Raw genomic sequence first — 21,434 nt, 5'->3', positions numbered from 1 at the left:
ACCAGCAGCACCTAAATCTCCACCGAAAATTACACCACGAGCGCGGACGCTAACCATGTTGATCGATCCGAAATTCGAGCCGTTCATTCCGAAAGCCGCGCCCATTCCGTCAAGCGGTCCGTTTGCATCTGCCGAAGTGCCCGAAGACCTTGAGGAGCTGCGGGAGCGGGAAACCAAGCTTCTCGGCAAGGTGACAGTGCCAAAAGACCTGTCGCGCTATCATCCCGCCTTTGCGAGCATAATGCGGAGCGAGCAGCGCCTGCGCGAAAAGGCGGCGGAAAGCCGATGGTATGAGCCTGAATTCGATCACCCGGTCGGCCAGCGACAACTTCGACTGCTGAATGCGCTCTTCCTCGCGCTGACGAAGCGTGGCCATGATGCTGGCATATATGTCGAGCAGTACACGCGCGCCTTCCGTCCGCATGTCATCATCGGGGATACCAAGGTCGACCTCAAGATTGGCATTCTCGGCAAGCATCCGACCAGGATGCGCTCCGGCGTCATGGTCCCCGATCCGTCGCTTCCGGCCAGCACCCTGCTGGTCATCCGGTGCGACGAATCAGGCATCCCCGCCTGGGAAGATCTGAAGGAACGAAGGCTCGAAACCCGCATCGCCGAAATCGCCGTGTCCCTGATTGTGGCGGGCGAAGCGATATTCCGCCGTCAGCTCAAGGAATCCGAGATACGCGCCGAAGAGGAACGGATCAGACGCGAGCAGCGCGAAAAGGAGGAACGGGAAGAGCGGGAGCGTCAGCGGCTGGAGCGTATCCGCCAGCTCAACGAACAGCGAATCACCGATTTACGGATGAGCGGCGAACTGCTGCGCAGGTCGCAGGATCTTCGGGTGCTGGTCGAAGAGGTCCGCAGGGCCCTTGAACAGCGCAACGACATCGATCCCGAACGATTGGCAGCGTGGGAAAGCTGGGCGCTGGAAGAGGCTGACAAACTCGATCCGATCCTCTCGGGCCAGATCATGTCGCACCTCGATCCGCCTCTTCTTCCGGTAGAAGGCGAGTGAGCATAAGATCGGGCGGGCGTTGCAGCAATGCTCGGCCGGTGTCCCCGCCCTGCACTCACTCCGGTGTCGCAGCTTCGCCTGCATCAGCTGCGACGCCATTGCAGTAGCGCCCCCAAGCAGCCATCAACTTCACCCGCATGCCCGGCTGATCCGGCGTGCCGAGATAGGTTGTGCGCCGATAGGCCGCCTGCACCGCGTCGGGCGTCTTGTGCGCCAGTGCTGCTTCGACCACGGCATCGGGGAAGCCTTCGTTGGCAGCCCAATCGGTGAACGTGGAGCGGAAGCCATGGACGTGGTAGGGTTCGCACATGTCGCGCATGACCTTGAGCAGGGTCATGTTGGACATCGCCTTGCCGGTCATGCCGGGGAAGACCACTTCGGCTCCTTCAAGGCGCATCGCATCCGCCTTTGCAAGCACCGCCAGAGCCGCGTCCGAGAGCGGCACCATCTGCGCCCTGTTGCGCTTCATATGTTCGGCTGGAATCGTCCAGAGGCGCTGTTCCAGATCGAATTCATCCCATGTCGCGAGCCGCACCTCTTGCGAGCGGACGCCCGTCAGAATGAGAAGGTCGAGCGCCAGACGCGTGTAAGTAGGCTTGCGCCGCAAGGCGATCATGAAACCGGGTAGCGCGACATAGGGCATGGCCTTGCGGTTTTCCGCCTGCTTCACCTGTCGCGGAAGGCCCCTGCCCGCCTTCAGGCTGCCATTGCCCGATGGGGCTTCGCGGGAGCGCCAGCCCTTGGCGTGGGAATAATCGAGCACGGTGCAAATCCGGTTGCGCACCTGACGGGCGGTGTCTGGAATTTCCTGCCAGATCGGCGTCAGCACGCTGATGATGTCGGCGCTGGTGATGCTGCCAGTCGGCATGTCGCCCAGTTTCTTGAAGGCGTAGTTCTCCAGAGTGGCGAGCCACTGGCGCGCATATACCGTGCTTTTCCAGCCCGCCTCGTTCTCGGAGTGATACTGGAGCGCGGCCTGACGGAAAGTGACCTTCGCGGCAGCCTCGTCCTTGCGCTCTGCCAGAATGTCGCGCCGCTCTACCCTCGTTGCCTTGCGAACTTCCTGAGCTTTCTGGCGAGCTTCGGCCAGCGTCACCAGCTTTGCGCTCCCCAGCCCTATGTCCTGACGATTCCCGTCGCGCTGGACTCGCACCATCCATGAAGCTCCGCCAGATTTCTTCACTTTCAGGAAGAGTCCGTCGCCGTCCTGATAGGTTCCCGGATTCGCGAGCGCGGCCTTGACCGCCACTGCCGTAAGACTGCCCATTTTCGTCCCCACACTTTCAGAGGCCACCAGCCAAAACCAAAATGTGGGGACGGCCCCTTCTGTCCCCACACCGTCCCCACACTAGGCTCCGGCTGCAGGCGAACAGGAGCGGTCATGGGCGGACCAATGAGGGCAGAATACCCTAGGAAATCCGGGATTTCCATGGGCATCGGCGGATGCCAGTGAATAAGGGGGTGGTGGACAGGGCTGGATTCGAACCAGCGTACGCTCTCGCGGGCAGATTTACAGTCTGCTGCCATTAACCACTCGGCCACCTGTCCACACATTTCCCAGTGCGTTTGGCCGTTCCGAAGAGGGCCGTCTCTGCCGAGAGGCGGTCCCTTGAACAATTCGCGCTTGCCTGTCAATGCCGACAGGACGAAAAGCTTGATCTTACCACCTCGGCGACCCGTTCGCCCAAGAAAGATACACACCAACATGGCAAAACGCGGCGCACGCAACCGCAACCGCAAGGCGGGACTCGAGGGCGGCAAGCTGCCGCGATTCTGGGGGACGCACGCCTGCGAGGCGGCGTTCAACAATCCCGAACGGCAGATTCGCTGGATTCGCGGCACGCGCGAGGCACTGGCGCAATTCGATCTGCCCACGGGCGTGTCGGTCGAATTTGCCGATGTCGCCGACCTTGCCCGGCTGGTCGCGCGCGATGCGCCGCACCAGGGAATCGTCATCGAGGTCGAGCCGCTCGACGACATGCTGCTCGGCGATGTGCTGTCGGGCGATCCGCTGCGTCCGCTGGTGGTGCTCGATCAGGTCACCGATCCGCACAATGTCGGCGCGATCTTCCGCTCGGCTGCCGCGTTCGATGCCGCCGCGATCATCACGCAGGACCGGCACGCTCCGCCCGAATCGGGCACCATCGCCAAGGCCGCCTCGGGCGCGCTGGAAATCGTGCCCTGGGTGCGAGTCGTGAACCTGTCGCGCGCGCTCGAGGAAATGGCCGATGCCGGATACTGGCGCATCGGCCTTGCCGGAGAGGCGGAGGACACGCTGGCCGAGGTGCTGGGCACCGGCCCGGTCGCATTGGTGCTGGGAGCCGAGGGTGAAGGCCTGCGCCACAATGTCGCCGGCCATTGCGACACGCTCGCGCGCCTGCCGATCAGCAGTGCGATGGAGAGCCTCAACGTCTCGAACGCGGCCGCCATCTCGCTCTACGCGATTCGCATGGACCGGGGGGAAGGCTGATGCGTGCCGGGGGGCGGATGGGACTGCGGATATTGGTGGCCGCCGCAGCCGCCTGGATGCTCACTGGGTGCCTGCTTTCGCCGGGCAAGTTCACTGCCGACATGACCGTGATGCGCGGCGGCGGCTTCAGCTTCACCTACAAGGGCGACATCCACCTGCTAGGCCTGTCGCAACTGGTCGCGATGGGCGCGGCGCTCGACGACAAGGGTGGCGAGTTCACCCCCAGCCCCTGTTATGGCGAACCGGCAGAGGTTGACGCGGCGGTGCTCAAGACCGCCTATGCCCAGGACGAGCAGGAAGGCGAAGGCTGGGCCGAGGAAGCACTCGAACGCGAATGCACGCCCGCCGAGATCGAGAGCCAGAAGGAAGCCTGGGAAGAGCAGCGCGCCGCCAAGAAGGCCGAGGACGCCAAGAATATCGAAATCTTCAAGGCGATGCTCGGTGGCATCGACCCCACCTCGCCCGATGCGATCGACGAGTTCATCACCCGGATCAAGAAGCAGAAGGGCTGGCGCGAGGTCGTGCACAAGGGCGACGGGCTGTTCACCGTCGATTATGCGATCTCAGGGAGGATCGACCAGGATTACAGCTTTCCGACGATCGAGAAGGTGCAGGGCATCACCCCGTTCATTGTCGCCACCGCGCGCACGAACAATGCCGTGCGCATCGACGCGCCTGCCTTTGCCGCAGGGGGGCAAAGCAGCTTCATGGGCGGAAACATGGGCGGCCTGATGTCGATCCTGCAGGCGGTGGGATCGTCGAGCAACAGCGAGGAGGCGAAGATCTTTGCGGGCCTGCCCAAGCCCGACGGCATGTTCACCATCCGCACCGATGGCGATATCCTCACCAACAATACCGAGGACGGCCCCAGCGTCGCCGGCGCGATGCGCGTGCTCGAATGGAAGGTCAATGCCCGGCGCGATCGCGCGCCCGAGGCGCTGATATCGCTCAACCCGGCCTGAGACCGGACCCACCACACTGGTTCCTACGGGTCGCACCTGTACAAAGGACCAAGACATGACATTCATGCGAATTGTTGCCGCGCTGGCAGCCCCGCTGCTGCTGACCGGCTGCCTGTTATCGCCAGGCAAGTTCAGTTCGACGCTGGACCTCAAGCGCGATGGCAGCTTCACCTTCACCTATGTCGGCGAAATCGTGGTGACCGACATGTCGCCGCCGCCCGCCGAGTTCTCGGCGAGCCCCTGCTATAGCGACGACACGGGCGACGAGCGCGAATGCACCGAGGCCGAACTGGCGCAGCAACGCAAGGATTTCGACGCGGTGCAGGCCGAAAGCAAGGCTGAGACCGGCATGGTCGGCAATGCCATGGGCGGCGAGATGGGTGGCCTTGGCAGTGACGAGAGCATTGCCGATCTGGTCGAGCAGTTGAAGAAGCAGCGGGGCTGGAACAAGGTCAGCTATCGCGGCAACCGTATCATCGATGTCGAATATTCGATCACCGGCAACAGCGCGCATGGCTTTGCCTTCCCGCTGGTCGATGGCGGCAACGCGATCATGCCCTTCGTCACGATCATCGCCCGCAAGGACGGCAGCGTGAAGGTCTCTGCCCCCGCCTATTCGGGCGAAGCGGGCGGCGGCGAGATGGCAGCGCTGGGCGCGATGGCGGGCGCGGGCGATGCCAAGGGCAAGCCTGGCCAGCCCAAGCCCGAAGGGACGTTCACCATCACGACCGATGGGCGCATTCTCACCAACAATACCGAGGACGGCCCGACTATGGCGGGGGCGAACGCGACACTGAAATGGGTGGTCAACAGCCGTCTGTCGAAGGGTCCGGAGGCGCTGATCGGGCTTGCCGGTCAGTAGGCGGTCGCGTAGCGGTTCGCGGATGATAGGACCGCGACACGTGATGGGAATGCTGGCGGCGCTGGCAGCCTGCGCTCTGCCGGGATGCATCGAGCGTCCCGACGAGAAACTGCTTCGCCCGCCAGCAGAGCTGAACCGCGTCATCGAGGCCTTGGGCGGGCGCTCTGCAGGCGCCATCGCAGGAGAGGCGCGGCGCGGGTCCGAGCAGCTTGCACGACGATCGGCGAGACTGACCGCCCCCGTGCTCGCGCGCGCGATCCGGCATGGCGAGAGCCAGGCTGCCCGTGCTGGTGCCAAGCCCATTCCTGCCGACATGCAAAAGCTGCTCGCACCGCATTTCAAGCCCGAGACGCTTTCTGCGACGCGCTGGACGATCGGTACCGGCCGCATCGATCTGGGCGCGATCGTGACCGAACAGTTCATGGACGAGGGCGCGATCGCGCTGAACCGGCAGGTCGTTTTTTCCAGCGCGCGGTTGACCCAGAATGTCTGGATGTGGGCGCACGAACTGGCCCATGTCGAGCAATATAAGCGCATAGGCGTGGATGGCTTTGCCGCCGCCTATATCGCCGACTGGCGCGCAATCGAGCGCGAGGCGACCCGCCGGGCAGACCGGGTGACTGCTGCCATCCGCAAGGCCGGCAGCTGAATCGGCGCAAAAGAAAGGCGGCACTCTTCGCGCCGCCTTCCCATGTCTCTAGCATTTCAACCGGGGAGGGTTAGCTTGCGACCCCTGCCCGCTCAAAGCGTCTGAATGGCCCCGCCCGATGGCAGGGCAAATACGATCAGTTGACCGCGTCCTTCAGGCCCTTGCCGGCCTTGAACTTGGGCTGGGTCGATGCCTTGATTTCCATCTTTTCGCCGGTGCGCGGATTGCGCCCGGTCGATGCCTTGCGCTTGCTCACCGAGAAGGTGCCGAAACCGACGAGACGGACTTCGCTGCCCTTTGCAAGCGCGCCGCTGATCGAATCGAACACCGCTTCCACCGCCTTGCTGGCGTCGGCCTTGGTGATACCAGCCTGTTCGGAAACTGCCGAAATGAGATCGTTCTTGTTCATGCCGTGGGAACCCCCTGATTTTTGTTGAATATTGCTGAATCGCGGCTTTGAGGGGGCTGAGTAAGAACCGATTTGACGAGAGTGTCAAAGGGAAAAGCGCGCATTTCCGGGCGTTTTGTCGCAATGTTACCGTAATGCGACCCGGTCTGCGCGCTTCTCTTTCAGATGCTGCAATGCACCATGTAAATTAGTGTTTCACTGCTGCTTCTGCGATGTCCGTTGCGGCCACCGGTGGCTGTGCCGCAAGCTCGTCCGCTTCGGTCCAGTCGATCGGCACCAGCGGATCGACCAGCGCCACGCGCAACACCTCGTCGACATGGCTTACGGGCAAGATCTTCAGCCCCTGCTTGGCGTTTTCGGGGATCTCGGCCAGGTCCTTCTCGTTCTCCTGCGGGATCAGCACCGTGGTGATGCCGCCCCGCAGCGCCGCCAGCAGCTTTTCCTTGAGGCCCCCGATCGGCAGCACGCGACCGCGCAGCGTGACCTCGCCGGTCATCGCGACATCGCGGCGCACCGCATTGCCGGTGAGCGTCGAGATGATCGAGGTGACCATGCCGATACCTGCCGAAGGACCGTCCTTCGGCACCGCGCCTTCGGGCAGATGGATATGGATGTCCTTGCGCGCGAAGATGCTGGGCTTGATGCCATACGCTGGAGCCCGTGCCTTGACGAACGAGAACGCCGCCTGCACCGATTCCTGCATCACTTCGCCGAGCTTGCCGGTGGTCTTGATCTGCCCCTTGCCGGGCACGGTCACCGCCTCGATGGTCAGCAGTTCGCCGCCCACCTCGGTCCAGGCCAGGCCCGTCACCGCGCCAATCTCGTTCTCCGCCTCGCCGATACCGTGGCGATATTTCCGCACGCCAGCAAAGTCGGACAGGTTCTCGGGCGTGATGACCACGGCCTTGTCCTTGCCCTCGAGGATGCGGCGCAGCGACTTGCGCGCCAGACGCGCAATCTCGCGCTCGAGCGTACGCACACCTGCCTCGCGCGTGTAATAGCGGATCAGGTCGCGCAGGCCCTCTTCGGTCAGCTCGAACTCGCCGTCCTTGAGACCATGCGATTCCACCTGCTTGGCGATGAGGTGGCGCTTGGCGATCTCGACCTTCTCGTCCTCGGTATAGCCCTCGAGCCGGATGATCTCCATGCGGTCGAGCAGCGGCTGCGGCAGGTTGAGGCTGTTCGCAGTCGTCACGAACATGATGTCCGAAAGATCGATGTCGATCTCCAGATAATGGTCCTGGAACTTGGTGTTCTGTTCCGGATCAAGCACCTCGAGCAGCGCCGATGCGGGATCACCCCGGAAATCCTGGCCCAGCTTGTCGATCTCGTCGAGCAGGAACAGCGGGTTGCTGGTCCCGGCCTTTTTCAGGTTGTTGACGATCTTGCCCGGCAACGAGCCGATATAGGTGCGCCGGTGACCGCGGATTTCGGCCTCGTCGCGCACGCCGCCCAGCGACTGGCGCACAAACTCGCGCCCCGTCGCCTTGGCGATCGAGCGGCCGAGCGAGGTCTTGCCGACGCCCGGGGGGCCCACCAGGCACAGGATCGGGCCCTTGAGCTTGTTGGTGCGCGCCTGGACAGCGAGATATTCGATGATCCGGTCCTTGACCTTCTCGAGCCCGAAATGGTCATCGTCGAGGATCGTCTGCGCCTCGGCAATGTCCTTCTTGAGCTTGGACTTCTTGCCCCAGGGCAGGCCGAGCAGCACGTCGAGATAATTGCGCACCACCGTTGCTTCGGCCGACATCGGCGCCATGCCGCGCAGCTTCTTGAGCTCGGCGGTCGCTTTGGCCTTGGCCTCGGGCGAGAGTTTCAGCTTCTCGATCTTCTCGGCGAACTCGTTGACGCCGTTGCCGTCGTCGCCATCGCCATTGCCCAGCTCGGACTGGATCGCCTTGAGCTGTTCGTTGAGATAATATTCGCGCTGGGTCTTTTCCATCTGGCGCTTGACGCGGCCACGGATCTTCTTTTCGACCTGCAGCACGCCGAGCTCGCCTTCCATGAAGCCGAACACCATTTCCAGCCGCTTGACCGGATCGTCCTCGGTCAGCAGGCTCTGCTTGTCGGCGACCTTGACCGAGATGTTCGCGGCCACCGCATCGGCGAGCTTCGAGGCATCGTCGATCTCGGCGAGTTGCACCGCGGTTTCCGCCGGAAGCTTCTTGTTGAGCTTGGCATAATTCTCGAACTGCTCGACCACCGAGCGCATCAGCGCATTGACATCGGTGCCGCTGACGGCGCGTGCCGGGATGGTCTCGACCTCGGCGAGCACATGATCGCCGCTCGTTTCGAGCCGGTTGAGCCGTGCCCGCTCGCCGCCTTCGACCAGCACGCGCACGGTGCCGTCGGGCAGCTTGAGCAGCTGCAGCACGGTCGCGACCACGCCGATATCGTAAAGATCATCTCGATCGGGATCGTCACGCGCCGGGTCAAGCTGCGCGACGAGGAAGATTTCCTTGTCCTGCTCCATCGCACGCTCGAGCGCAGCGACCGATTTGTCGCGGCCGACGAACAGCGGCACGATCATCTGCGGAAACACCACGATGTCGCGCAAGGGCAGCAGGGGATAGGTCTGGGACATGGTCAATTCGGTTCAATCCATCTGGGGTTGGTCACCGGCCGTCCGGTGGCATCTTACCGGCTTATATGGTTGCCGGGTCTATCCACGACAAGCGATCCTGCATCCACCCAGGTTAACGCATTCAGAACGGCAGCTTGAAACCGGCCGGCAGCGGCAGGCCCTGCGCCATCTTGCCCATCTCTTCCTCGCTCGCGCGATCCGCCTTGGTGCGCGCATCGTTGAACGCGGCGGCTATGAGGTCCTCGAGCATCTGCTTGTCCGCCGGCACCATCAGGCTGTCATCGATCGACACGCCGAGAATGCGCCCCTTGGCGGTCGCCCGGACCTTGACCAGGCCGCCGCCCGCTGCACCTTCGACCTCGATCGATTCCAGCTTGGCCTGCGCCTCGTTCATCTGGCGCTGCACGGTCTGCGCCGCTTCCTGCGCAGCCGCCATCATCTCTTCCATGCTTTTCATGCCTTGGCACTCCGTGTTGGCAGGGTTTCATCTCCATGTGGGGAGATTTCCGCCGCAGTCCAGTCTATTTCCGCATCGGGAAAGGCCGCTTGCGTGGCCTTTACCAGCGGATGGTTCAGAATTTCGTCGCGCATCGCCGCTTCGGCCTGCTGCTCGAGCTCAGCCAGGGTCGGCTGCGCCTCGCCCTCGCCGCGTTCGACCTCCCAGCGGCGCCCGGTGATCGAGGCGAGCGCCTCGCGCAGCAACGGCACATAATCGTCGCGGCCAGTGGCGGACTGATAGATCAGCCTGTCCTCGCCCAGCTCGATCAGCCGCATGTCCGCCTTGACCTGCGCGGCGATCAGCCATTTGTTGGCATTGTCGAGCATGTCGACCAGATCGGCCATGGTGCGCGGCGTTGCGGGCGGCGGCGCTACCGGCTCGTCGGGAGCCGCATTCCAGGGCGGGCTATCCTCGGCAGGCGGTGGCGGCGGCGGCGTCGCAGCCTCGGTGGGAGCAGTGGTGTTACCACCAGCCGCTGAAGGCGCATCCGCCAGCTTGCGGGCGAGCGTGCCCGGATCGGGCATGGTCGCGGCATAGAGCGCGCGCAGCAGCGCCATCTCGCACGCCTCACGTGGGACAGGCGCGCTCTCGATCTCGTCATGCCCCTTGAGCAGCAGCTGCCACAGCCGGTGCAGGCTTGCATGGCCGAGCTTGGCCGCCCAGTCGGCGAGCGCCGCGCGATCTTCCTCGCCATGCACGGTGCGGACCCGGCCCGCCGATTTCTGGAGCGTGATCGCATGCACCATCGCCAGCAGCCCGCGCATCACGCTGACCGGATCGACTCCCAGACTGTGCTGCGCATCGAGATCGGCGAGCATCGCGTCGGCATCGCCCGCGATCAGATGCGCGAACAGCCTCCGCATCGCGCCGCGATCGGACAGGCCGAGCATCGCGCGGACCTGTTCGGCACGCACCTGCGGCGCGCCTTCGCTGGCATCGCCGCCAAGGTCCGCATGCGCGATCGCCTGGTCGAGAATCGACAGGCCGTCGCGCACCGATCCTTCTGCCGCATCGGCGATCATCGCCAGCGCGTCGGGTTCGGCGGTGATCGCCTCCTTCACGCAAATCTCGCCGAAATGACTGGCGAGCAGTTCGGACGGAATGCGTTTCAGGTCGAAGCGCTGGCAGCGCGACAGCACCGTGATCGGCACCTTGTTGACCTCGGTCGTCGCGAACAGGAATTTCACGTGCGGCGGCGGCTCTTCCAGCGTCTTGAGCAGGCCGTTCCACGCCTGTTTCGACAGCATGTGCGCTTCGTCGATGATGTACATCTTGTAGCGCGCAGACACGGCGGCATAGCGCACCGCCTCGGTAATCTCGCGAACATCGTCGATGCCGGTATGACTCGCGGCGTCCATCTCGATCACGTCGATATGGCGGCCCTCGGCAATCGCGATGCACGGCTCGCACATGCCGCAGGGCGAAATCGTCGGGCCGCCCTTCCCATCCGGGCCGATGCAGTTCAGCGCCTTGGCGATCAGCCGTGCGGTCGAGGTCTTGCCGACCCCGCGCACCCCGGTCATCAGGAACGCATGGGCCAGCCGCTCGCGCCGGATCGCATTGCCCAGCGTCTGCACCATCGCGTCCTGGCCGATCAGCTCGGCAAAGGTCTGCGGGCGATATTTGCGCGCGAGCACACGATAGGCCTGCCCCGTCGCGGGTACGGGCGCGGCGACCGGCGGCAGATCGAGCCCGAGGCCCGGCATTTCGCCTGCGTCATTATCCATATCGTTGGGCCGGGAATCGTCCATAGATGCTGATTAGCCGCTGCCGCCGGTGGATCAAACCGAAACCGCCCGCCTGTTCAAAACAGAGGGTGTGGGAGGGGTACGGCGCTGAGGGATGGTAGGAGCCGGACGACCCGCGGCGAAAATCGTTGTGGCTGCTTCCTTCCGGACCTGACCAGATTGGCGACGGCTACGTCCGCCCGACTCCCGAGCGCCATATGGCGAGTTGATGACAGAAAAGCAAGCCGGGCCGAAAACGCGGTCAGACGCCCTGCATATCGTAGCTTTCGGCCGGGACGCGGCAGGTCAGGCTGCCCCATTCCTCGCGCAGGAATATCTGGCACGACAGGCGCGAGGTGCGCGTCACGGCAACCGCCAGATCGAGCATGTCCTCTTCCATCTCGACCGGATCGGGCAGCTTGGCGAAATCCGCCGGATCGATGATCAGATGGCAGGTCGAACAGGCCATCTGGCCCTCGCACGTGCCTTCGAGCGGCTGACCATTGGCCTGCGCGACATCAAGCAGGCGGTCGCCCTCGCTCGCCTGCACCATCTGACGGGTCTTGCCGTCCGCGCTGATGAACGTCACTTCGATCATCGATCACCCCATCTGCCGATTGGCCGCATCGACGATCAAATGCGCGGCGCGTTCGATTTCGTCAATGGTGGTGTAGCGCCCGAAGCCGAGCCGGATCGACGAACGCACTTGCGGGCTCGACAGGCCCAGCGCCGTCAGCACATGGCTCGGCCGTCCCGACCCGCTGGCACAGGCCGAACCTGCGGAAAAGGCGACCCCGCGCACATCGGACATCAGCCGCGCGACGTCGAGCGCCTCGCGGCGCAGGTTGAGATTGCCGGGATAGCGATTGCTGAGCGATCCATTGACCTGCCATCCCTGGAACAGTGCGAGCGCGCGATCCCGCAACCGCGCGACATGCGCCGCGTCCGCATCCGCCCGCTGCGCCGCCAGCTTCGCCGCAGCGCCGAATCCCGCGCAAAGCGCTGGTGAGAGCGTCCCCGATCGCAAACCCTGTTCCTGCCCGCCGCCATGGATCAGCGGTTCAAGCGCCACGCCCTCGCGGACCCAGAGCGCGCCGATGCCCTTGGGTCCGTGGATCTTGTGCGCGGTGACCGCGATCATGTCCGCAGCGTGCGGCAGCCCGACACGGCCGAAGCCCTGCACCGCGTCGCATAAAAACAAAGCTCCCGCGTCGTGCGCCATGTCCGCCAGAAGCTCGACCGGCTGGATGACTCCAATCTCATTGTTGACCAGCATCGCGGCGACGAGCGCAGTGTCGGGCGTGATGGCAGCGCGCGCCGCATCCATGTCGACCAGCCCCTCACGGTCCACCGGCAGCAGCACGACATCATGGCCCTGCTTCTCCAGCCACAGACAGGTGTCACGAACGGCGGCATGTTCCGTCGCGATGGTGACGATCCGTTTGCGCGGTGCCAGTGCAGGCAGCGCCCCACGGATCGCGAGGTTGAGCGCCTCGGTCGCCCCGCTGGTGAAGATCACGCGCCCGCCCGGCGGCATCAGCGCATCGATCTGGCTTCGCGCGACCTCGACCGCGGCCGAGGCCTTGCGCCCCATGGCGTGCGCGCTGTGCGGATTGGCCCAGCCGCCGGGGCTGTCCGGCCCACCGAGCCATGGCTGCATCGCGGCCAGAGCTTCGGGCGCGAGCGGCGTCGTCGCCTGATAGTCGAGATAGATCGGAGCAGTCGCCATCAACGCTTCGCCCGTGCCGCCATTTCGCGCCACAATTCGATAAAGCGATAGACATGCGCGCGCGTGGTCGAGGGGCCGAAGCTCACCCGAACCACCTCGCCCGCCGCTTTTTCGTCCCAGCCCATCGCGGTCAGCACTGCACTGGTCTTGAGCGTGCCCGACGAGCACGCACTGCCCGCCGAGACCGACACCCCCGCAAGGTCGAACTGGATCAGCTGCGCATTCGCCGCCATGCCGGGCATCCGATAGCTGCCGATGCTGGGCAGACGCGGCGCATTTTGCGCGACCACCTCGCCGCCCGCGCCGCGAATGGCGCTGTCGAGCTGATGACGCAGGTCCGCCGCGCGATCGGTCCAGTAGCGCGCATGGGTAAGCGCGGCGGCAAAGCCCATTGCAGCAGGCACATTCTCCGTCCCGCCGCGATAGCCCTTTTCCTGTCCGCCAGGCGGTTCGAGCAGCCCGAGATCGCGCACCAGCAGCGCGCCGATCCCCGGCGGTCCGCCCAGCTTGTGCGCCGAAACCACGATCATGTCGGCATCGGGCAGCGGCAGCTTGCCTGCGCTCTGCGAGGCGTCGCACAGGCTGAGCGCACCGTTCTCGCGCGCCACCGCGGCGATCGCGGCATTGTCCTGGATCACTCCGGTTTCGCTATTGACCGACTGCACCACCACCATCGGGCGTCCGCCGCAGGTTTCGAGTGCGCGCGCGAGGCTTGCCATCACCAGCCGTCCGTCGAGATCGACCGCGAGCCGCATCAGCGACCGTCCTGCCGGGATGCGCGCCGTCAGACGCTGCACCGCGTCATGCTCGGTGGGATTGACGATCCAGCTATCGGCCTTGCCCGCCAGCATGGCGAGCGCGATCGCCTCGCTCGCACCGCTGGTCAGGATCACCTCGCCATCCCAGTTCAGCGCACCCGCGATCTGCCGCCGCGCCTCTTCCAGCGCCGCCCGCGCCGAGCGCCCATCGCTGTGCGGCGAGGACGGGTTGGCCCAGCGCTCGATCCCCGCAATCATCGCCGCGCGCGCCTCGGTCAGCACCGGTGTGGTGGCGGCATGGTCCAGATAGATGCGCGGTTCGCTCATGGCTGCAACAGGTAGACGGGGTCAGGACAACGGTTCATCGCGTTCCTCTAACCGCAGTCAGGCGCGAATCCACGCATTTTGTTGCTTTTCGCAAGGCGGATTGCGTATAGCGCCCCTTCCCGGCAGCCGCTGCGACCTTATCTGATGCTTCTGCCGCCCCGATATTCACCATGCCGACATTCATGTCGTTTCAGCCGAAAGAGCGCAAAACATGCCCGCCGTCATCTTTCCCGGTCCCGAAGGCCGTCTTGAAGGACGCTTCAGCCCTGCCCCCCGTCCGCGCGCACCCGTCGCGATGATCCTGCATCCGCACCCCCAGGGCGGCGGCACGATGAACGACCGGATTACCCAGGCGCTGTACAAGACCTTCGTGCGCCGCGGCTTTGCCACGCTGCGCTTCAACTTCCGCGGTGTCGGCCGCAGCCAGGGCACGTTCGACAATGGCATCGGCGAACTGTCGGATGCCGCCGCCGCGCTCGACTGGGTGCAGAGCTTCCATCCCGAAGCGCAGACCACCTGGGTCGCCGGCTTCAGTTTCGGTGCCCTCATCGCCATGCAGCTGCTGATGCGTCGCCCCGAGATCCGCGGCTTCATCTCGGTCGCGCCGCCCGCGAACATGTACGATTTCAGTTTCCTCGCGCCCTGCCCCGCTTCGGGCATCATCGTCCAGGGTGCCGCCGATACCGTGGTGACGCCGGGCGCGGTGCAGAAGCTGGTCGACAAGCTGCGCACGCAAAAGCACATCACGATCCACCATGACGAGATCAGCCGCGCCAACCATTTCTTCGAGCACGAGCTCGACGATCTGATGCACTCGGTCGACAATTATCTCGACATGCGCCTCGCGCCGGATTCGCCGATCCGGTGAAAACAGTCATTCGCAAAAGCTGATTGAATAAAAATTTGCAACGGGGTGGGAGATAGCGTAGACTTGAAGTAACTTCAATATGGAGCCATCTTATGAACGGACTCTTGAAGTACTTTAAGGCTGCGCTTTTGCTTTCTGGTGCTTTTGCAGCAGCCCACCCCCTTGCAGCTCAGCCTGTCGCGTCCGATCAGGAAGCTTTTGGTGCGGAAATCGAAGTCATAGGGCGACGACAAACGGAGCCTGAAGTCCGCGAACAAGCCTTTGACTATGTTCGGCGCTCGGGCGTTATAAAAGGTGACAGCCCTATTGCGCGGTGGCATCAGCCGGTATGTCTCAAGATCATCGGCGCGAAGCCCGATTATGCGCGAGTTGTGGAACATAAATTCCGGGCGATTGCGACGATTGCGGAGGTGGAACTCGCCACCGGTCGGTGCAAGCCCAATGTGGTGATCGCGTTCACCACCAACGGCAAACGGGTGGCGCAGGAAATAATCAAGCGCGAGCCGCAGCAGATCAACGAAGTACCGCTTCCCGACCGCAGAATGGTGATCGAAGGCGATGCAGCGGTCCGCTGGTGGTACACGACCCAGCTCGCCACCAGCGAAGGCATGATCACCGGGCTGGATGGCATCGCCATCGCGGATTACGGGTCATCCGAAGGCGGCGGCTCGGTTGTCTCCGACAAATACCCGATGGTTCGCGTCTATCATTCGAGCCTCATTCGGACATCGGTCATGCGGGTGTTGCGAAGCGCTACGATCGTCATCGATGTCAATCAGGCGAATGGCATGTCGCTGGATGCGGTCGCTGCCTATGCGACCCTGGTGGGCTTGGCGGAAATCGCTCCGATCCGCATGCAGCCTCCAAACTCTATTCTTGGCCTTTTCGGGCCGGATGCGACCGTTGCCAGCGCGACTGATTGGGACATCAGCTTCCTGAAAGGCTTATATGCCATCCCCCCCGCCAGATTCGGATGGAAGCAGAAAAAAATGCTCGCCAACCATCTGGTACGGTCCGCCGATGCAGCGGGACAGATTATCGACGAAGGCCAGTTGAACGCGGTGCTGGAAGAAACCAATCGATGACCTAACCGGAGATGACCCGAGGTTTTGCTTAGGAAAAGGATATCAGATGCGCGGGGCATTGAGAAATACTAGCATTGCCTGATAATCGGACCTGCACTATTGTGTACCTCGCCAGTCACAGCTGAGCCGGCCGGAAATAACGAAAATTCTTCCAGCGGGGTGGATATCCAGGTCATTGGTCGGCGCCTGCCAGAGGCCGAATTACGCGAGCAGGCAAACGATTTCGTGCGCCGCTCTGGTGTTGCTAACAAATCCGATCCCGTAGCGCGATGGATCGACCCAGTCTGCCCGAAAGTCGTAGGGATCAAGCCCGAATATGCCGAGATCTTCGAGCAGCAGATGCACGATATCGCGAAGCTGACAGGCATCCGTGCCGCGAGTAAAAGCTGTGCAGCCAATATCGTTGTCAGCTTCACCTCAGACGGAAAGGGCGTTGTGCAGCAGATCGCAGAACGATCGCCCACGCGACTATCGGAACTGATGTCGGCGGAACGCAGACAATTGCTGTCGAGCAATGCACCAATCCGCTGGTGGTACAACGTCCGAACGCAAAATGCCGATGGCATGCAAACGGTCAATTCGGATGGCTTGCTGGCACCGGCCATGGGGACGGATGGGACCACTTTCAGCAGCGGAGTCGGAGGCGAGTCCGCGATTGGAAACGGAACACAGTCCGTTCAGGCCTACCGCTCCAGCATCATCAGCACGCTGGCAGTTCGTGCGTTGGTCAAGGCGACGGTTGTCATCGACGTCAACCTGTCAGAAGGCTATTCGCTCGACGCGGTTGCAGGCTATGCCGCTATGGTCGCGTTTGCCGAGACCAAGCCCAGCGCACAACCGATGGTCAATTCCATTCTTGGCCTGTTTGAGCCCGGGCATCTCTATGACAGCCCAACGGATTGGGACATCACGCTGCTGCGCACGCTATACGCGATGCCGCATGACCGGGCGGGATGGAAGCAGCGCAGAATGCTCGTCGGTGCCATTGTTGACGCGTCGCGGCCGAGCGAAGCGCAGCAATAGCGGCGACGTGATCCCGCAAAGCCTTATCGGAGGCTTCGCCCATATTTAAACTGGCTGCCACTGGACGACGTTCCGTTTTCAGTGCCGCATCGAGACGACTGGTGGCTGTTCCTGCATCTGGAAACGTGGTGATAGCTCAACCGACCTGTACCACCTGCTCGATCGCACCGAAGATGGTGTGTTCCTTATCGTCATGCACGTCGATGCGCACCGTATCGCCGTGCTTGAGGAACGGGGTCTTCATCTCGCCGGTGGTGATCTTTTCGACCATGCGGACCTCTGCGATGCAGCTGTAACCCAGGCCGCCCTCGCTCACCGGGCGACCGGGGCCGCCATCGCTGTCGCGGTTGGAAACGGTGCCCGATCCGATGATCGAGCCTGCGCGCACGCGGCGGGTCTTGGCGAGATGCGCGATCAGCACGCCGAAATCGAAGGTGCAGTCGTCCGATGCCACCGCGCGGCCAAAGGGCTGGCCATTCAGATCGACCAGCAGCTTGCGGTGCAGCTTGCCGTCCTTCCAGTAATCGCCAAGTGCATCGGGCGTCACGAACACCGGTGAAAAGGCACTGGCCGGCTTGGACTGGACGAAGCCGAAGCCCTTGGCGAGCTCGTCGGGGATCAGGTTGCGCAGCGAGACATCGTTCACCAGCCCGACGAGGCGGATATAGCCGCGCGCTTCTTCGGGCGTCACGCCCTGGGGCACATCGCCCGTCACCACCACGATCTCGGCCTCCAGATCGCAGCCCCAGGCCTCGTCCTTGAGCAGGATCGGATCGCGCGGGCCCATCAGGTCGTCCGATCCGCCCTGGTACATCAGCGGATCGGTCCAGAAGCTCTCTGGCAGCTCGGCCCCGCGCGCCTTGCGCACCAGCTCGACATGATTCACATAGGCCGATCCGTCCGCCCATTGATAGGCGCGCGGCAGCGGCGCAGCGGCATCATGTTCGTGAAAGCGCTCGCGCGGGATCGCGGCATGTTCGAGATCGCGCGCCAGCACCTCGAGATACGGCGCCATGCGGTCCCAGTCGTCGAGCGCGGCCTGCAGCGTGGGCACCAGATCGCTGGCATCGGCATACCAGGCGAGATCGTTCGAGACGACAACGAGATGGCCATCGCGGCCGCTCTTGAGTGATGCAAGCTTCATGGGATGCGGCTGCCTTTTCTGTTGCCGGAATGCGAGAATGCTGCGCGCAGCATAGTATCAACTGAAACTTGAATGCAAGACCCGGGCGGCGCCGGTCAATCATCAGTCAGCGCATCCGCGCGCGCCAGCAGCTTGTTCATCAGCGCCGAGAGCTGCGCTCGCTCCTCATCATCGAGCACGGTCATGATTTGCGCCTCCATCTGGAGTGCGAGCGGCATGATCTCGGCATAGAGCGCCTGCCCCGCCGCCGTCAGCGCCAGATGGTGCGACCGCCCGTCCGCCATGTTCGGCGCACGCTGGATCAAGGCGCGCTCGCCCAGCGTCTTCGTAGCGCGGTTGACGGCCACCTTGTCCATCCGCGTCGCCGCCACCAGCTCGCGCTGCGTCGCCTCACCCACATCGCCCAGCACCGCCATCACGCGCCACTCGGGAATCTTGAGGCCGAAGCGCGTGCGATACTCGCGCGCGATGAGATCGCTCACCGCATTCGACGTGATCGACAGGCGATAGGGGAGGAAATCGGCAAGGCGGGTGATGCTGCGGGTCATGTTGCGGATGTCAGGCTATTCAATGTCCAGTTTCACGCCAAGCCAAATCGTGCGTGGCGTTGCGCGCTCGATAATGCCGGGGCCGCTGATGCCGGCCTGCACGGTCGTGTCGAACAGGTTCTCGCCGCGCAGTTCGACCAGCAGATTGCGGTTGATCCGCATGGCGGCTCGCGCATCGACCGTGACCGCATCGTCGAGCGCAAGCTGGCCAAGATCGTCCTCGAACTGCGATCCGACATAGCGCGCGGTGAGATTGATGCCGCTGTCGCCGCCTCGCGGGAACCAGCCGACCGAGCCGGTGGCAAAGTGGCGGGGCACCTGCGCGGGCCTGCGTCCATCGATCGCCGCCTGGCCGGGCGCGGCCTCCACCTTTGCATCGACATAACTATAGGCGGCGGCAAGGCGGACATCGCCGATATCGCCGCTCGCCTCGATCTCGACGCCCCTCGCCTCGACGGCATCGAGATTCTGCCGTTGGCTGAACGCACCCGCCGCCGAAACGAAGCCGACGCCGGGGAAATTGCCGGGTCCGCGCGCCAGCGTCACATTGGCTATGGCATTGTCCAGCCGGTTCCAGAAGACAGTTGCGCCCAGCCGGATGGTGTAGATTTCGTAATCCAGCCCCAATTCTGCGCCGCGCAGCCGTTCGGGCGCGAGCGCGGCATTGGCAGCGGTCGCATCAGGCCCGACACGGAAGGGGCGATACAGTTCGTTCAGCGTCGGCAAGCGCCAGCCGAGATAGCCCGCCCCGCGCAGCTTGAGCAGCCCCGCCGCGTCCCAGGCGAAACCGACCCGGCCAGTCCCTTCCCAGCCGCTGCGGTCATCGAACGCAGCGATGGTCACCGGCGCGCCGGTAGCGAGAACCGTTTCGCGTAATCGGCCATCGCTCAGCCGCCAATGGTCGACCCGCCCGCCGCCGGTCAGCAGCAGATCGGGCGAAGCCTGAAAGCTCGCCTCGGCAAAGGCGCCCAGCGTCTCGCTCGCCCCGCCCGCGCGGCGCAGACGCGTGGGAGCACCCGCGACAAAGGTGAACAGCTCGCGCGTTTCTCCCGTCGTGCGCCGCCATTCGGCGCCAAGGCGCAGTTCGCCCGCGCTACCCAGCGAAGGGCGAATTTCGGCGCGCGCACCCAGCCCGGTGGAGGGCGTGTTGTACTGGTCGAGGCTCTGCGTGACGGTGCGGCGATCCGCGCTGACCGCCCCGAAGCTGCTCTCGAAGCGGCGCATCTGCACATAGGCGAGCGCCGACCAGGGCAGGCTGCCGCGCCCTACCAGCCTCAGGCTGGCGTCGGCGCCGTCGTTGCGGTTGTCGCTGAAGGCAAAGCCGCGCTCGCGCTCGTCGGTAAAGACGCGTCCACTTGCCTGCAGTTCGGTGCTGGCATTGAGCGGCGCGACGAAGCGCAGATTGACACCCAGCTTCTCGAAGGGCGCTGGCCGGTCGACCGGTCCGCGCTGCCGCGCGATCACCGGCGTAAATCCATCGCCCCGCGCATATTGGGCGGAGATCGTAAGACCGCCCTGCCCGAGCGCCTGGCTGGTGCCGATGCTCGCCTCGAGCGACTGTCGGCTGCCATAGGCAACATCGCCATAGAGATTCGACTGGTCGGGCGCGATCCCCGAGCTGTCGAGCTCGATCGTTCCGGCGAGCGCGCCGGGGCCGTCGCCACCGGTGCCGCCGCCGCGCCGCACGCGCACGCTGCCCAGGTTGATGGCGTCATAGCCGGGAAAGCTGATCCAGCCGCCGAACGGATCGCTCTGCGGTACGCCGTCGAGCAGCATCAGCACACGGCTTGAGGCGTTGCCGCCGAGCCCGCGCAGCGTCACCCCCTGGCTCGTCGGATTAGCGCTGCGCGCATCCGACCGGCGGAACTGCTGCAGCCCCGGCACCAACCGCAGCGCGTTCTCGAGCCGCTGGCTGGGTTCGTTCGCCAGCATGTCGGGCGAGATGGTGGTGACGCTATAGGCGCGGTCGCCGATCGGCGCATCGAGAGGGCGCCCGACCACCGTGATCGGCGCATCAGGCCAGCTGATCGTGTCGCCCTGCGGCTGGGCATCCTGCGCATGCGCGGGGGCAGATGCGAGTGCCGCCAGTCCGACGCCGCATATCAGATGGAGGATGGCAACCTTCACGCGGGCTTCACCTTTTCCGGATGGGCAGCGGCAAAGGCCGGGATCGCCTGCAGCGCGGCATCGATCCGCGTCAGGCGCGGATAGGGCGTCATGTCGAGTTCGAACCGCCGCGCATTGACGACCTGCGGCACCAGACACACATCGGTCAGATCGGGGGAATCGCCGCCGAACAGGCTGTTTTCGGGCGCCATAAGTTCGAGCGCGGCAAAGCCCTCGGCGATCCAGTGGCGGTACCAGGTGTCGACCGCCGCCTGGTCCTGGCCCATCTCGTTCTTGAGATAATGCAGCATCCTCAGGTTGTTGACCGGGTGGATGTCCGCGATGATCACCATGGCGCGCGCGAGTGTCGCAGCGCGCGCGACCGGATCGGCGGGGATCAGGCGCGGCTCGGGGCGGGTTGCATCCAGATAATCGATGATCGCCAGCGACTGGGTCAGGTCCTGCCCGTCGATCTGCAGCATCGGCACCAGCCCCTGCGGGTTGCGCGCGACATAATCGGGAGCCTTTTGCTGGCGGGTCAGCAGGTCGGTCGGCACTGCCCGATAGGCGATCCCCTTGAGATTGAGCGCGATGCGGACGCGGTAACTGGCGGACGAGCGCCAGTAATCGAACAGGATGGTGTCGGACATGCGCGAGGCTCCTCGA

General features: G+C 64.1%; 20 protein-coding genes, 1 tRNA gene and 1 other RNA gene. 8 read left to right on the top strand and 14 right to left on the bottom strand.

Annotated elements, in window-relative coordinates:
* The first annotated feature begins 55 nt into the window (after window positions 1-55).
* On the top strand, window positions 56-1,018 hold the full coding sequence (locus AX725_RS11575) for a hypothetical protein (protein WP_066119148.1): 963 nt from the start codon (window positions 56-58) through the stop codon (window positions 1,016-1,018).
* Between the two features lie 55 nt (window positions 1,019-1,073).
* Here the strand turns inward: AX725_RS11575 and AX725_RS11570 are convergent, their stop codons facing one another.
* Window positions 1,074-2,267, bottom strand: a complete 1,194-nt coding sequence (locus AX725_RS11570) for a tyrosine-type recombinase/integrase (RefSeq protein ID WP_231733291.1) — start codon at window positions 2,265-2,267, stop codon at window positions 1,074-1,076.
* Window positions 2,268-2,480: 213 nt separating this feature from the next.
* Window positions 2,481-2,566 (bottom strand) — tRNA-Tyr (locus AX725_RS11565).
* Window positions 2,567-2,723: 157 nt separating this feature from the next.
* On the opposite strand from AX725_RS11565, the gene rlmB reads away from it, so the two are divergent.
* Genes rlmB through AX725_RS11545 form a run of 4 tightly spaced genes read left to right on the top strand, consistent with a single transcriptional unit; the run spans window position 2,724 to window position 5,961 of the window.
* The gene (gene rlmB, locus AX725_RS11560) at window positions 2,724-3,488 is read left to right on the top strand and encodes a 23S rRNA (guanosine(2251)-2'-O)-methyltransferase RlmB (RefSeq protein ID WP_060977846.1); all 765 of its coding nucleotides are present in this window, start codon (window positions 2,724-2,726) and stop codon (window positions 3,486-3,488) included.
* Window positions 3,488-4,450 carry a hypothetical protein gene (locus AX725_RS11555; RefSeq protein ID WP_066046262.1) on the top strand — a complete coding sequence of 321 codons (963 nt, stop codon included), beginning with the start codon at window positions 3,488-3,490 and terminating at the stop codon, window positions 4,448-4,450. The genes rlmB and AX725_RS11555 overlap by 1 nt, the downstream gene beginning before the upstream one ends.
* A gap of 55 nt (window positions 4,451-4,505) precedes the next feature.
* Complete coding sequence (locus AX725_RS11550) at window positions 4,506-5,312, top strand: hypothetical protein (RefSeq protein WP_060977848.1); 807 nt, start codon at window positions 4,506-4,508, stop codon at window positions 5,310-5,312.
* Window positions 5,313-5,352: 40 nt separating this feature from the next.
* A complete protein-coding gene (locus AX725_RS11545; protein ID WP_157759161.1) occupies window positions 5,353-5,961 on the top strand; it encodes a DUF4157 domain-containing protein in 609 nt (202 codons plus the stop codon).
* Between the two features lie 136 nt (window positions 5,962-6,097).
* On the opposite strand, the gene AX725_RS11540 is transcribed toward AX725_RS11545, so the two are convergent.
* The 8 genes from AX725_RS11540 to AX725_RS11505 all read right to left on the bottom strand — a co-directional run bounded on the left by AX725_RS11540 (window position 6,098) and on the right by AX725_RS11505 (window position 13,994).
* On the bottom strand, window positions 6,098-6,370 hold the full coding sequence (locus AX725_RS11540) for an HU family DNA-binding protein (protein ID WP_017671429.1): 273 nt from the start codon (window positions 6,368-6,370) through the stop codon (window positions 6,098-6,100).
* A 187-nt stretch (window positions 6,371-6,557) separates the two neighbouring features.
* Complete coding sequence (gene lon / locus AX725_RS11535; RefSeq protein WP_066114070.1) at window positions 6,558-8,954, bottom strand: endopeptidase La; 2,397 nt, start codon at window positions 8,952-8,954, stop codon at window positions 6,558-6,560.
* A 121-nt stretch (window positions 8,955-9,075) separates the two neighbouring features.
* A complete protein-coding gene (locus tag AX725_RS11530; protein WP_060977851.1) occupies window positions 9,076-9,411 on the bottom strand; it encodes a YbaB/EbfC family nucleoid-associated protein in 336 nt (111 codons plus the stop codon).
* Window positions 9,408-11,159 (bottom strand): DNA polymerase III subunit gamma/tau, encoded by a 1,752-nt coding sequence (locus tag AX725_RS11525; RefSeq protein ID WP_060977909.1) that lies wholly within the window; start codon window positions 11,157-11,159, stop codon window positions 9,408-9,410. The genes AX725_RS11530 and AX725_RS11525 overlap by 4 nt, the downstream gene beginning before the upstream one ends.
* A 136-nt stretch (window positions 11,160-11,295) precedes the next feature.
* An RNA gene (ffs, locus tag AX725_RS11520) (signal recognition particle sRNA small type) lies at window positions 11,296-11,391 on the bottom strand.
* 51 nt (window positions 11,392-11,442) lie between these two features.
* The gene (locus AX725_RS11515; RefSeq protein ID WP_066114066.1) at window positions 11,443-11,778 is read right to left on the bottom strand and encodes a 2Fe-2S iron-sulfur cluster-binding protein; all 336 of its coding nucleotides are present in this window, start codon (window positions 11,776-11,778) and stop codon (window positions 11,443-11,445) included.
* Between the two features lie 3 nt (window positions 11,779-11,781).
* Window positions 11,782-12,909 carry a cysteine desulfurase family protein gene (locus tag AX725_RS11510; protein ID WP_081096860.1) on the bottom strand — a complete coding sequence of 376 codons (1,128 nt, stop codon included), beginning with the start codon at window positions 12,907-12,909 and terminating at the stop codon, window positions 11,782-11,784.
* On the bottom strand, window positions 12,909-13,994 hold the full coding sequence (locus AX725_RS11505; RefSeq protein ID WP_060977854.1) for a cysteine desulfurase family protein: 1,086 nt from the start codon (window positions 13,992-13,994) through the stop codon (window positions 12,909-12,911). Before AX725_RS11505 ends, AX725_RS11510 begins: the two co-directional genes overlap by 1 nt.
* 211 nt (window positions 13,995-14,205) lie before the next feature.
* On the opposite strand from AX725_RS11505, the gene AX725_RS11500 reads away from it, so the two are divergent.
* From AX725_RS11500 to AX725_RS11485, 3 genes are all read left to right on the top strand, one after another.
* Complete coding sequence (locus AX725_RS11500) at window positions 14,206-14,862, top strand: alpha/beta hydrolase (protein WP_023837854.1); 657 nt, start codon at window positions 14,206-14,208, stop codon at window positions 14,860-14,862.
* A 92-nt stretch (window positions 14,863-14,954) separates the two neighbouring features.
* Window positions 14,955-15,947, top strand: a complete 993-nt coding sequence (locus AX725_RS11490) for a hypothetical protein (RefSeq protein ID WP_155645654.1) — start codon at window positions 14,955-14,957, stop codon at window positions 15,945-15,947.
* A 159-nt stretch (window positions 15,948-16,106) separates the two neighbouring features.
* On the top strand, window positions 16,107-16,970 hold the full coding sequence (locus AX725_RS11485; RefSeq protein WP_060977857.1) for a hypothetical protein: 864 nt from the start codon (window positions 16,107-16,109) through the stop codon (window positions 16,968-16,970).
* A 136-nt stretch (window positions 16,971-17,106) separates the two neighbouring features.
* Here the strand turns inward: AX725_RS11485 and AX725_RS11480 are convergent, their stop codons facing one another.
* The 4 genes from AX725_RS11480 to maiA all read right to left on the bottom strand — a co-directional run bounded on the left by AX725_RS11480 (window position 17,107) and on the right by maiA (window position 21,418).
* Entirely contained in the window at window positions 17,107-18,114 is a 1,008-nt protein-coding gene (locus AX725_RS11480; protein ID WP_066114063.1) for a fumarylacetoacetate hydrolase family protein, read from the bottom strand.
* A 95-nt stretch (window positions 18,115-18,209) separates the two neighbouring features.
* On the bottom strand, window positions 18,210-18,662 hold the full coding sequence (locus tag AX725_RS11475) for a MarR family winged helix-turn-helix transcriptional regulator (RefSeq protein ID WP_060977859.1): 453 nt from the start codon (window positions 18,660-18,662) through the stop codon (window positions 18,210-18,212).
* Window positions 18,663-18,677: 15 nt separating this feature from the next.
* A complete protein-coding gene (locus AX725_RS11470; protein ID WP_060977860.1) occupies window positions 18,678-20,789 on the bottom strand; it encodes a TonB-dependent receptor in 2,112 nt (703 codons plus the stop codon).
* A complete protein-coding gene (maiA, locus tag AX725_RS11465) occupies window positions 20,786-21,418 on the bottom strand; it encodes a maleylacetoacetate isomerase (protein WP_060977861.1) in 633 nt (210 codons plus the stop codon). The genes AX725_RS11470 and maiA overlap by 4 nt, the downstream gene beginning before the upstream one ends.
* Window positions 21,419-21,434: the final 16 nt, after the last annotated feature.

This window comes from Blastomonas sp. CCH9-A1 (assembly GCF_001557175.1).
GTDB classification, from domain to species: Bacteria; Pseudomonadota; Alphaproteobacteria; order Sphingomonadales; family Sphingomonadaceae; genus Blastomonas; species Blastomonas delafieldii_A.
Note: the sequence above shows the minus strand (reverse complement) of the source record. Positions and strands in the feature narration are given on the sequence as shown.